The organism is Roseburia lenta (genome assembly GCF_014287435.1).
GTDB lineage: Bacteria > Bacillota > Clostridia > Lachnospirales > Lachnospiraceae > Pararoseburia > Pararoseburia lenta.
The window spans coordinates 381,812-394,414 of record NZ_JACOPG010000002.1 but is presented as its reverse complement, the minus strand read 5'-3'; the positions used below and the strand labels follow the sequence as shown (position 1 = coordinate 394,414).

Sequence of the window (12,603 nt, the reverse complement as noted above, 5' to 3'; positions counted from 1 at the left end):
AGTAAGACAAGAGCAATTTATCCTGGATTGCTATACTGGTTTCACAAAGCAAGTGAGAAAGAAAAGAGCCGTGTGCTCATTTTCGAAAAAGGAGGGTAAATGTTATGGCAACAAAGAAGAACATCAATGCATCTTGGAACTTCACAAAAGATGCAGTTTCTGTTGCAGAAGGCACATCCGTTTTATCTCAGGGCAACTGGGAGACATTGGATCTGCCTCACACATGGAATGGTGATGACGGACAGGACGGTGGTAACGATTACTATCGTGGAACATGCTATTATGCAAAGAGCATGAAGCGTGACGAGTTTGGCTCAGATCCGATCGTTTATATGGAATTTGAGGGAGCAAACTCAAGTGCATGGCTTTATGTCAACGGCAAAGAGGCAGGACACCATGACGGTGGTTACTCTACCTGGAGAGTCAATGTCACAGATCTTCTGGCAGAGGACAATGAGATCGTCGTTGCAGTAGACAATGCACCAAACGACCATGTATATCCACAGATGGCAGACTTCACATTCTATGGCGGTCTCTATCGTGATGTTAATGTGATCAGTGTATCTGATGCACACTTTGATCTGGACTATTACGGAACACCGGGCATTGCCGTAACACCGACGGTAGAGGGTGCTAACGCTGAGGTCGAGGTTGAGGTATTTGTTACCGATGCTGCAGAAGGCGACACTTTAGAGTATGTTATCAAAGACGGTGACGCTGTGGTGGCAACCAAGACTACTTCTGCTGATGAGACAAAGGCAACTTTTGAGATTGAAAACGTGCATCTTTGGAACGGACGCAAGGATCCACATCTTTACACCGCAGAAGTTTCTTTAAAGAGAAATGATGCAGTATTAGATGAAAGAAGCACGCGCTTCGGCTGCAGAACGTTCGCTATCGATCCGGAAAAAGGATTTATCTTAAACGGAGAGCGCTATCCACTGCACGGTGTATCCCGTCATCAGGACAGACCACACATTGGTAACGCTTTGACACATAAAGAACACAAAGAGGATATCGACCTTATCCTTGAAATGGGTGCCAATACCATCCGTCTTGCTCATTATCAGCACAATCAGTATTTCTACGATCTGTGCGATGAAGCAGGACTTGTGATCTGGGCAGAGATTCCATATATCTCTAAACATTTACCAAACGGACGTGAAAATACCGTTTCACAGATGAAAGAACTGATTACACAGAATTACAATCATCCATGTATCGTTGTCTGGGGACTTTCAAACGAAATCACTATGGGTGGAGCAGAAGATGCTGATCTGATTGAAAATCACAACATCTTAAATGATTTGTGCCACCAGATGGATCCAACAAGACTTACGACAATGGCTGTTGTATCTATGTGCAGTATTGATGCAAAATATGTACAGATTCCAGATGTGATTTCATACAACCACTATTATGGATGGTACGGTGGAACAACGGATATGAACGGAGAGTTCATGGATGACTTCCACAAGAAATATCCAAATATTCCAATTGGTATGAGTGAGTATGGATGTGAAGCTTTAAACTGGCATACATCAAATCCTGTTCAGGGTGATTATACTGAGGAATATCAGGCATACTATCATGAAGAACTGATTAAGCAGCTCTTTACAAGAGATTTTATCTGGGCTACACATGTATGGAATATGTATGACTTCGCCGCTGATGCAAGAGCAGAAGGTGGAGAGAACGGCATGAACCATAAGGGCTTGGTTACATTTGATAGAAAGTACAAGAAGGATGCTTTTTATGCATATAAGGCATGGTTATCAGATGATCCATTCGTGCATATCTGTGGTAAGCGCTATGTAGACCGTGTAGAAGATACAACAAAGGTTACGGTATACTCTAATCAGCCAGAAGTAGAATTGTTTGTAAATGGTGAAAGCCTTGGCAAGCAGACAAGTGATGTGCATTTCTTCTACTTTGATGTACCAAATGCAGGCGAAAGCACACTTGTTGCAAAAGCAGGTGATTGCAGCGATGAAAGCAAGATTCGCAAGGTAGATACCTTCAATGAAGAATATCGTTTGAAGGAAGAAGGCGAAGTTCTTAACTGGTTTGATATTGATATGCCAGAAGGATACTTCAACATCAATGATCAGATTGGTGATATCATGAAGACCATCAAGGGTAAGATGTTCATTGGCGAATTGATGCTTAAGATTATGAAAGACGCTGATGGCGGCGCAGCAGGAGCAGCAGCTGGTGTTGACCGTGAAGGCATGATGAAGATGCTTGGTGGTTTCTCTGTTAAGCGTATGCTCAACCTTATGGGAACTGCAGGCGGTGGCAAGCAGTTTACAAAAGAAGAACTTCTTGAACTGAACAGAAAACTCAATAAGATTAAGAGAAAAGACAAATAATAAAAAGTGTTTTTTAGGAGGAGTTTATTATGAGTAAAACAAAAGAAGTAAGACCTTTTGGCTTACGAGACAAAATCGGCTACATGTGTGGCGATTTGGCAAATGATTTCTCATTTATCTTTGCAAGTAGTTATGTAATGGTATTTTACACAAAGGTTATGGGTATTTCAGCAGGTATGGTAGGAACGATGTTCCTTGTTGCAAGATGTCTGGATGCATTTACAGATATCGGCATGGGACGTATTGTTGATAATTCAAAGCCGACAAAGAACGGACGTATCCGTCCATGGATTCTTCGTATGTGTGCTTTCGTAGCACTGGCATCCTTTATGATGTATCAGTCATTCCTGGTTGATGCTTCTTATGGTGCTAAAGTAGCATATATGTTTATCACATATATCCTTTGGGGATCTATCTTCTATACATCCATCAATATTCCTTACGGATCTATGGCATCTGTTATTTCAGCAGAGCCTAAGGACAGAAGTTCTCTTTCTGTATTCCGTTCTATGGGTGGTGGTGTTGCCGGTATTATGATTGGTATTATGGCACCGATGCTTGTATATCATACCGATGCACAGGGTAACCAGGTTGTATCTGCATCTCGTATTTCTGTGGTTGCAGGCGTATTCTCTGTCATCGCTATTATTTGTTACTTACTTTGCTATACACTCACAACAGAACGTGTTGCATATGTGCCAAAGCCAGCAAGCGAAAAGAAATCAACAGCAGAGACATTAAAGACTCTTTTTACAAGCAGAGCTTTGTTAGGACTTGTACTTTCAGCTGTATTACTTCTGTTAGCATCTCTTATGGGACAGGGTATTAACACATACTTATTTGCTGATTACTTTAAGAACACAAAGGCGTTGTCTGTATTTGCATTATTGATGCTTCCATGTATGATCGTACTTGCAGGTATTTCTACAAAACTTGCTACAAAATTTGGTAAGAGAGAATGTAGTATGGTTGGTATGTTCGTATCTGGTATTCTCTACTTTATCATTGGATGCTTACACATCAAGAATGTATGGGCATTCGTAGGAATGGTATTCGTAGCTATGCTTGGTATGTACTTCTTCCAGATGCAGTGTTGGGCACTTGTTACAGACGTTATCGATGATATGGAAGTACAGACAAGAAATCGTGACGATGGTACGATTTATGGTATCTACTCATTCTCAAGAAAGATTGGACAGGCAATCGCTGGTGGTCTTTCCGGATGGGCACTTGGATGGATTGGATACGATGAACTTGCAGCAGGACAGACAGAGGCAGTTGCAAATGGTATTTATAACTTGGCTACTTTCTTCCCAGCAGTTATCTATATTCTTTGTGGATTAGTACTTATGTTCATTTTCCCTCTGAATAAGGCAAGAGTAGATGCAAACGTTGCAGAACTCAAGAAGAGAAGAGAAGCAGCAAACTAGTCATATATTAAGAAAAACTCAATTACGAATGAAAATCCACATGTCAGATCAAGGCATGTGGATTTTTTCCTGTGTTTTATTAGGAGTTTCGTAAATTTTCGGTAAAAATGCCGAAAAAGCGTAGATTTTGCAGGGACTCTATGTATATAATAGAAATATGTTTACAAAATGCTGATGAAGGGGGATTTCAATATCATGACAGAGACACAAAAATATCTTTATGCGGATAGTGATCGTCAGACCGAGCATGTGAACCGGTTGGAATGGCAGGTCTTTACGATTTTTTCTATCTGTAATTTTATGATCGTATTTGTTGCTTTTTTGAGGGGATACAGGACAGCGGCATTTACAGGGACGACTTTTCTTATTTCGGCGGTCACGGTGGTGGCTATGCTGATCGCATATCTGCGCAAGCGCGACAGCAGCAAGATCCGTTGGATATCACTGGTGGCACTGGTGCTTTTGACACTGTTTACGACCACTGCCTTTGACAGTTATTATATGCGCTTTGCAGTTGTTGCACCGATGGCAGTCTATATCCTGTATTATGACTCCAAGTTCATGGTCAGTTCCGCGGTAGCGATCATGCTGACAGAGATCGCAACAACTGTGCAAAAGTTCTTTAAACCGGATTGCACGGTAGACCGTATTGACATCTGTACGGCAACGGCGATCGTTATCTTCTACCTGATCGTAGTCTGCTTTATCGAAGGGACCGGCAAGAAGTTCCGTCTGGATATGCTGGGCAGCCTACAGGATGAGAAAGACCAGCAGGAAAAGATGATGCAGGATGTCATCTATGTGGCAAGTGAAGTACGAAAGGGTACGGCGGGTGCCATGGATATCATGAACCAGTTGAATGAATCCACCAGCGTTGTGACAGGGGCAGTCAAGGATATTTCCGACAGTACCCAGTCGACCGCAGAGAATATACAGAACCAGACCGTGATGACCCAGAGCATCCAGGATGCGATCGAAAAGACCCTTCATCACTCTGAGAGCATGGTTACGATCGCGGAAAAGGCAAAGGAGTTAAACGAGGAAAACTTATCCATCGTCAAGGAGATCCAGAACCAGTCTGAAACGATCGCAGAGACCAATGATGAGGTGGCAGTAACCATGCAGACTTTGCAGGAACGTGCCAATGCCGTTAAGGGTATCGCTGATACCATTTTTGATATTTCCAGCCAGACCAACCTGTTAGCGCTTAATGCATCCATCGAAAGTGCCAGAGCAGGCGAAGCGGGCAAGGGCTTTGCAGTCGTTGCAGATGAGATCCGTCAACTGGCAGAAAAGACCCGTGTGGAGACGGAAAACATTGCATCGATTCTGGGTCAACTTTCCGAAAATGCAGCAGATGCCGTGAATGTCGTTGCCAAATCTGCAAGCGCCGCCGGACAGCAGAATGAACTGATCGGCAGAGCAGTAGAGACCTTTGATGAAATGAATACTAATGTAGGACAACTGACACAGGATATCTCAGATATCGACACTATGCTGACAGATCTTTCCGAAGCCAACAATCATATCGTGGACAGCATTACCCACCTGTCAGCAACCTCGGAAGAAGTTACGGCAGCGTCGGCGCAGGCGGAGGGCTTGAGCAGCAAGAACCTGACCAATGCCGACCAGACCAAGAGTATTCTGGATCAGGTACTACATGTTTCCAAGCAATTAGACAAATATGTCGGCACAGAAGAAAGCGATGTGTCGGAGATTATTCTTTAAACACTACCCCGGAAGAAAAATTTTCCTCCGGGGTATAATATTTTTTTTCAGAATACCGATAATCATTGTGTAAAAGCAAAAAGAGCTTCATGTTTCAAGGAAGAAAGGAGAGTGCCATTATGCGTATAGAAGCATATAATCAGGTAGCACAACTCTATAAGACGAATAAGACTTCAAGCACCCGCCCGGCGTCAGCAAGTGCTATGGGAAGAGACGAAGTGCAGATTTCATCTTTTGGACGTGACTATCAGATCGCAAAGAAGGCAGTCGCAGAAGCTTCGGATATCAGGGAAGATAAAGTTGCTGAAATGAAATCAAAGTATGAGTCAAATGATTATCAGGTAGATACCGGAGATTTTGCAAGCAAATTGCTTGAAAAATATCAGATGGGACTGTAAGGAGAATCGTAAGTGGCTAGTTTAGTAGAAGAATTACTCGTAGGAATGAAAAAAGAAGATGCATGTTATACCAGATTACTGGAACTGTCCGAGAACAAGAGACAGGCGATCATTGCAGGTGCAGTGGCTGATCTGGAAGAGGTGACTGCTACAGAAGAAAGTATCAGTAGTGACTTGAAAAATCTGGAAAACAAGCGCGTGAGTATTCTTCGCGATATGGCTGTAGTTTTAGGACATGACGGTGAGCAGTTGACTGTGACCAATGTCATCGAGCAGTTAGACGGACAGCCAAAAGAGCAGGGCGATCTGACGGCAGCCAGAGACGCACTTGTAGACGTTGCCACACGTTTACAGACAGCAAATGCACAAAACAGTGTACTTCTCCAGCAGGCATTAGAGATGGTTGAGTTTGACCTGACTTTGTTCAAGAGTCTGAAGCAGGCACCCGAAACAGCGAATTATGACAAGAACGCTTACAACACGGGAGAACTGCTTGGCAGCAGTAGCTTTGATACATCCCAATAAAAGGATAACCGGGGCTTTTGAATTAGAGTTAGAGGAGGATATACCATGGCTAATGGATTCGGAAGCTTGTACGTGGGAGCGTCAGGATTACAGACACAACAAAATGCACTGAATGTTGTTGCCAACAATTTAGCAAACGTAAATACGAAGGGCTATGTACGCCAGCAGGTCGTATTTGCAGATAGAAATTATACATCTTTTGCATCAGCATCTATCAGTACACAGCGGGCAGGACTCGGTGTGGATATCGGTGATGTGGTTCATGCGAGAGATCTTTTTTTAGATAAAGCATATCGGTCCGCAACAGGACGTCAGGCATTCTATGCCGCCAGTTATGATGCGGTCTCCGAGGTAGAGACATATTTACAGGAAACGCAGGGACAGGCTTTTCAGACCTCGCTTGCCGATCTGTATGAAGCATTTTCTGAATTTGCAAAGGATCCGTCCGATGCAGTCAACCAGAATCTGGTCATGCAGAAGGCATCCCTTTTTGTCAGCCGTGTAAGTAGTCTGAATCAGGGACTTCAAAGTTATCAGTCAACGATCAATCGTAAGATTTCCGATGATGTTGACCGCATCAACGAACTGGGCACCAAAATCCAGGAATTAAATTTACAAATACAGAGAGTGGAAGCAGGCAAAGTGGAGACAGCCATGGATCTGCGCGATCAGAGAGACCTCTATTTAGATGAACTCTCCAGTCTTGCAAAGGTATCTTATTCCGAAAATGTTGATGGTATTGTCAAGGTACAGATCGACAATGTGGAATTTGTTACCGAGAATAACGTCTACCAGATGGCGATGCACGAGGATAAACTGACAGGTTTCCAGACCCCATACTGGCCGCAGTTATCTGATACCGAGAATGAAGACTACTATTATGTATTCGATACGGACAATGCCAATGCCACCAACGGCACGGATGTGGGAGAGGTCAAGGCGCTTCTTTTGGCAAGAGGTAGCGGTCATGCCAATTATCTGGATATGGCAGGGCTTAGCGCATACGACTATAGTACCGGGCTTTCCAATTCCATCATGATGAATACAGAGGCGGAACTGGACACTCTTTTCCATAGCATCGTGACCGCCATCAATGATACCCTCTGTCCGAATACGACCTATGGGGCAGTTAATTCCAATCTTGGCGGAGGTAGCATAACCGGTGTGGATGCGACAGGAAAGACTTGGACGATCACGGCGGATACCAAGATCTTAGATGAGGCAAATGCTTCGGTCGGCAGTGATGGAGAATTGCCGCCACACGAACTTTTCTCCCGCATCGGTTGCGACCGTTACACCAAGGTATCCCTTGCGGATGGCAGTACAGTTTATGTATATAACGAAGAAGATCCGAGCGATGAATCGACCTGCTATACCATCGAGGATACCGTCATCAACCCGGACATCATCGATGAAAAGAGTCTGATTCCCTATAAAAAACAGACAGGAGAAATCGATTATACTTTGGGCGCCAATCTGGAGCGTATCTGGGATCAGGAAAATTATCTGCTCAATCCTACCGATACGACGCCATGTACCTTTACCGATTTTTACATCAAATGGATCGGCGAGGTTGGAACCGTCGGTTCCGTCTACAGTACGACTTCTGACAGTTTGCAGGGGACAGCAGATACCATCGACAACAACAGGCAGATGGTAGTAGGGGTTTCTTCCGACGAGGAACTGACCAACATGATCCGTTATCAATCAGCATACAACGCATCCAGCCGATATATTAATGTGGTGAGTACCATGATCGATTATCTGCTGAACTCATTATAGAAGGGAGGGCAAAGACGCTATGCCATCTTCATTTTTTGGACTTACCGTTGCCTACTCGGGCTTAAATGCCTCACAGGCATCCATCAATACAACGGCAAACAATATCTCCAATGTGCAGACCAAGGGATACAGCAAGCAGGTCGTCAATCTGACCGCATCTTCTGCCCTTCGCTGCTATCAGAGATACGGCAGCACAGGAACCGGTGTTACGGCGGATTCCGTTACTCAATTACGTGATGAATATTACGACGAGAAATACTGGAACAATCAGGCGACACTGGGGCTTTACGAAAAGAAACTCTACTATATGGAGCAGATCCAGAACTATTATACCGACGGAACGTTTTCGACCACAACAAGTTCCGGTTTCTCTACCATTTATGCCAAGATGTTCAATGCCTTAGATGCTGTCAAGACTAATGCCGGATCAAGTGCATCCCGCAATGAGTTCTTAAGCACCGCCGGAGAACTCTGCACTTATTTTAACAGTACGGCACAGCAGTTACAGAGTTTACAGACTTCCATCAATGATGAGATCAAGACGACGGTCGACAATGTCAATTCCATCGCCAAGAAGATCTCCATGCTCAACAAGCAGATCAATATCATTGAGATGGAGGGGGGACATGCCAACGAACTCCGCGACCAGCGTGCAACGCTGGTAGATGAACTTTCCAAGATCGTACCGACCAAGGTCGAGGAAAAGAAAGTAACCAACAGTAATTACGAGGATCAATATACAGGGGCTACCTATTATACAGTCAAGATCAACGGACAGACCCTGGTAGACAACTACGAATACAATGCCCTTGCCTGCAAGTCCAGAGATTACAAATACAATCAGTCCGATGTGGAAGGACTTTACGATCTGGTCTGGGCGTCCACAGGAGCAAGTTTTGATGCGACTGCGACCAACATGAGCGGCGAATTGCGTGCCATGTTTGAGATCCGCGATGGCAACAACAGCGAGAATCTGACCGGACGTGTGACGAAGACGAGCAGCACTTCCATGACGATCACGGGAGCCAATATTACAGATATCGACAAGATGAACATGCCGGCATCCGGCTCTATCTGGGTCAACAATAAGCAGTATTTCTATGATTCCTTTGAATGTGAAACGGATGCCGATGGCAACATCACTTCCTATACCTTTGATCTGAACAAGCCGCTCACGACGGATGAACAGACCAAACTTGCCAACAAGAAACTGGTAGTCGGGGAGAGCGTTAGTTTCATGGGGGTTCCGTATTACATGAACCAGATGAACACTTTCCTGCGATCTTTCTGTGAGGCGTTTAACAGCATTGAAAGAACCGGCGTGGATGCCGATGGCAATGACATGGGATCTGTCTTTGTGGCACAGAACAAAGCGCTGGGGACAGAGTATGATATGTCCGATGCCTTAAATGAGACCGATGCCAACGGCAATGTCTCTGGAACGACATTTACTTCTTCGGCAAATAATTACTATCAACTGACTGCGGGCAATGTCAAGATCGCAGAGGAATGCAGCGACCCGGATCGTTTTGCGACCCATACCAAGTCAGATACAGAGGATGGCGTAGATGCCTATGATCTGATCGAGCAATTAAAAAATCTGCAGAGCAAGACAGAACTCTTCCGCGGTGGCGGTGGCGATACTTTTTTACAATGTATCTATGCAGATGTTACGGTAGATACGCAGGAATGTGATGTTTTTACCGATAACTATACCAGCATAAGTACAACGATCAACAACCAGAGAATGTCCGTATCCGGCGTGGACGAGGACGAGGAGGCATTGGATCTGATGAAATTCCAGAATGCCTACAATTTGGCATCCAAGTGCATTTCCGTATTGGCAGATATGTACGACCAGTTGATCTTAAACACAGGTGTGTAGTTTAGAACGTGTGATTTATAAGAAAAGGAAAAGGTGACGAGTATGCGTGTTACGAACAATATGATTTTGAGGAACTCTTCCTATAATATCAATGGAACGAAAGGCAGTGTCAATTCATCCATGAACCAGATGACGACACAAAAGAAGATCAATAAGCCATCCGAAGATCCGGTGGTTGCTATTCGCTCCCTTCGTCTGAGCACCAGCCTGAGCCGTGTTGATCAGTATTACAAGAAGAATATCCCGGATGCAGAGTCCTGGCTGGATGTAACTGAGACAGCCCTCAACAACATGAAGTCATTGATGACGGATGTGCGTACCCAGTGTGTCAACGGATCCACGGATACCCTGAATCAGGAAGACCGCAATACCATCCTCAAGCAGTTGAAGTCTTTGCAGAGCCAGTTGTATGCAGAAGGTAATGCAGACTATGCGGGAAGAACGGTATTTACCGGCTATCGTACCGATCAGGATCTGGTATTTACGGAGAATGAAACCAAGACCTCTTATCAGATCGATCAGACCTTTACCTATGAAGATCTGGAGAGTTTTCGCTATTATACCGGCAATGTCAAGGTGCCGGCAACTAAGGATGAGGTCTTAAACAGCGATATTTCCGATACCTTGCAGTCTAATTATTACAGACTGCGTACCTCTTATAACAAGATCGATGACATGCAGGCATTTTCTTACACGACCAAGGATGCCAACGGTCAGGAACAGACCATGACCATCGATCTGGCAAATGCAACAGATCAGACCGGCACCAATGCCGATGGCTCTAATTTTACCTACAAGACGGCTACCGCAGTAGATGCAGGCGGTGCGGCAGTCAATCCGGCAAGAACCATGTATGTCTTTGATACTGAGGAGGACTGGGCGGCTGCTATGGGACAGAAGCAGGTCGGCGACAATGATATTGTCCTGATCAAGGAAAACGGAAACATTGTACTTGGCGAGCAGGTTTCCTCGGAGTTCCGTACCAACAAGGCGACCATTTCTACGACCTATGACAAGACCGGATTTGACAAAGGGGAACTGCGGCCGGAGTATTATTTCAACTGTACCAACAAGACGGATGCCAACAATCCGATCAGTTATAAAAAGTATGATGAAAATGGCAAGGAAATCGGCTACGATATCAATTATACCGTTGCCAACAATCAGGAACTGACGGTAAATACCGAGGCATCCGATGCTTTCAACAGTGATATCCAAAGAGATATTGACGATATGATCACATCTGTGACCAATGCGATCAGAGCGCATGACAAACTGACCGAGTTAAAGGCAATGAAGGGGGAAGCCCAGTATGCCGAGAAAGAGTACCAGACCAAACTGGATGAATGGATCACGGCAGCCCAGAAAGAGGCTGATTACGCAGACGACCATCTGCAAAAGTTGTTCAGTTCCGAGATTGGCAAGGTTGACGGCTATCTGAGCAATATTAACCTGTCTATCACCCAGGTGGGGTGTACAGGGGACCAGTTGCAGTTGACCGAGACCAGAATGAGCAACCAGCAGGAGACTTTGCAGGAATTGCAGTCTGACAATGACGATCTGGAACTTTCAGAGATCATCATCAATTATACAGCCATGTATAATGCCTACCAGTCATCATTGACGGCGGCAGGAAAACTGAGTGGCATGACACTTTTGAACTATTTATAAAATGTGCCATAACAAAGGCAAAAGGAGAGGAATATGCGAGTAGAAACAAGACTATTTGGGGAAATTGATATAGCAGAGGAAAAGATCATCACCTTGGGCAGAGGCTTGATCGGTTATCCGGATATGAAACGTTTTACCCTGATCTTTGATGAGGAAAAGCAGGGCAAGATCATGTGGCTGCAATCACTGGATGAGCCACAGTTTGCTATGCCGGTCGTAGATCCGGCGGGCATCTGCGCGGACTACAATCCGACCGTCAATGATGAACTTTTAACACCACTGGGTCAGTTTAGTGAGGAATCTTTGTTTGTGCTGGTGACGATCCGTGTGCCATCGGACATTACCCGGATGACGATCAATCTCAAAGGACCGATCATCATCAACACCGATAATCTCCGTGGCGAGCAGATCATCGTGGAAGATGAAGTGCAGACACGTTTCCCGATCTATGACATTTTAAAGAGCAGAAAAGAGAAGGCAGGTGAGTAAGAGATGCTGGCATTAACGAGAAAAAAAGGCGAATCCATCGTCATCAACAATAATATTGAGATCAGCGTATTGGAGATCCGCGGAGATCAGATCAAGATCGGTATCTCTGCACCAAAGGATGTGCCGATCTATCGCAAGGAAGTATATTTGCAGATCCAGGAAGAGACCAAGGAAGCCATGAATGTGGAAGGTCTGGAAGCACTGGAAAACCTGTTTTAAAAAGAATGGATAGGAAGAGATTTGTGGGAGAAGATCCGCAAATCTCTTTTTGCATGTGGGGTTAAGAATTCCAGCGCACAGTCGATATAAGATGTAGAAGAATT

10 protein-coding genes are annotated in these 12,603 nt (G+C 44.7%); all 10 read left to right on the top strand.

What is annotated here, in order from left to right:
• Window positions 1-104: 104 nt before the first annotated feature.
• The 10 genes from H8R94_RS05895 to csrA all read left to right on the top strand — a co-directional run bounded on the left by H8R94_RS05895 (window position 105) and on the right by csrA (window position 12,499).
• A complete protein-coding gene (locus H8R94_RS05895; protein ID WP_186854140.1) occupies window positions 105-2,372 on the top strand; it encodes a glycoside hydrolase family 2 protein in 2,268 nt (755 codons plus the stop codon).
• A gap of 29 nt (window positions 2,373-2,401) precedes the next feature.
• Window positions 2,402-3,802: an MFS transporter gene (locus H8R94_RS05890; RefSeq protein WP_118280397.1), complete on the top strand. Its 1,401-nt coding sequence runs from the start codon at window positions 2,402-2,404 to the stop codon at window positions 3,800-3,802.
• A gap of 195 nt (window positions 3,803-3,997) precedes the next feature.
• Window positions 3,998-5,530, top strand: a complete 1,533-nt coding sequence (locus H8R94_RS05885) for a methyl-accepting chemotaxis protein (protein WP_158572995.1) — start codon at window positions 3,998-4,000, stop codon at window positions 5,528-5,530.
• Between the two features lie 119 nt (window positions 5,531-5,649).
• On the top strand, window positions 5,650-5,928 hold the full coding sequence (locus H8R94_RS05880; protein WP_118280395.1) for a flagellar biosynthesis anti-sigma factor FlgM: 279 nt from the start codon (window positions 5,650-5,652) through the stop codon (window positions 5,926-5,928).
• 12 nt (window positions 5,929-5,940) lie between these two features.
• On the top strand, window positions 5,941-6,453 hold the full coding sequence (locus H8R94_RS05875) for a flagellar protein FlgN (protein WP_118280394.1): 513 nt from the start codon (window positions 5,941-5,943) through the stop codon (window positions 6,451-6,453).
• A gap of 45 nt (window positions 6,454-6,498) precedes the next feature.
• Entirely contained in the window at window positions 6,499-8,235 is a 1,737-nt protein-coding gene (flgK, locus tag H8R94_RS05870; RefSeq protein ID WP_118280393.1) for a flagellar hook-associated protein FlgK, read from the top strand.
• Between the two features lie 19 nt (window positions 8,236-8,254).
• Window positions 8,255-10,120, top strand: a complete 1,866-nt coding sequence (gene flgK, locus H8R94_RS05865) for a flagellar hook-associated protein FlgK (protein ID WP_118280392.1) — start codon at window positions 8,255-8,257, stop codon at window positions 10,118-10,120.
• 42 nt (window positions 10,121-10,162) lie between these two features.
• Window positions 10,163-11,791: a flagellar hook-associated protein FlgL gene (gene flgL / locus H8R94_RS05860; RefSeq protein ID WP_186854139.1), complete on the top strand. Its 1,629-nt coding sequence runs from the start codon at window positions 10,163-10,165 to the stop codon at window positions 11,789-11,791.
• A 33-nt stretch (window positions 11,792-11,824) separates the two neighbouring features.
• Window positions 11,825-12,280 (top strand): flagellar assembly protein FliW, encoded by a 456-nt coding sequence (fliW, locus tag H8R94_RS05855; protein ID WP_118280390.1) that lies wholly within the window; start codon window positions 11,825-11,827, stop codon window positions 12,278-12,280.
• 3 nt (window positions 12,281-12,283) lie between these two features.
• Complete coding sequence (gene csrA, locus H8R94_RS05850; RefSeq protein WP_118280389.1) at window positions 12,284-12,499, top strand: carbon storage regulator CsrA; 216 nt, start codon at window positions 12,284-12,286, stop codon at window positions 12,497-12,499.
• The last annotated feature ends 104 nt before the right edge of the window (window positions 12,500-12,603 follow it).

Coding starts and splice junctions, on each gene's coding strand:
- H8R94_RS05895 (WP_186854140.1), top strand. CDS start 105: ATGGCAACAAAGAAGAACATCAATGCATCTTGGAACTTCACAAAAGAT.
- H8R94_RS05890 (WP_118280397.1), top strand. CDS start 2,402: ATGAGTAAAACAAAAGAAGTAAGACCTTTTGGCTTACGAGACAAAATC.
- H8R94_RS05885 (WP_158572995.1), top strand. CDS start 3,998: ATGACAGAGACACAAAAATATCTTTATGCGGATAGTGATCGTCAGACC.
- H8R94_RS05880 (WP_118280395.1), top strand. CDS start 5,650: ATGCGTATAGAAGCATATAATCAGGTAGCACAACTCTATAAGACGAAT.
- flgK (WP_118280393.1), top strand. CDS start 6,499: ATGGCTAATGGATTCGGAAGCTTGTACGTGGGAGCGTCAGGATTACAG.
- flgK (WP_118280392.1), top strand. CDS start 8,255: ATGCCATCTTCATTTTTTGGACTTACCGTTGCCTACTCGGGCTTAAAT.
- flgL (WP_186854139.1), top strand. CDS start 10,163: ATGCGTGTTACGAACAATATGATTTTGAGGAACTCTTCCTATAATATC.
- fliW (WP_118280390.1), top strand. CDS start 11,825: ATGCGAGTAGAAACAAGACTATTTGGGGAAATTGATATAGCAGAGGAA.
- csrA (WP_118280389.1), top strand. CDS start 12,284: ATGCTGGCATTAACGAGAAAAAAAGGCGAATCCATCGTCATCAACAAT.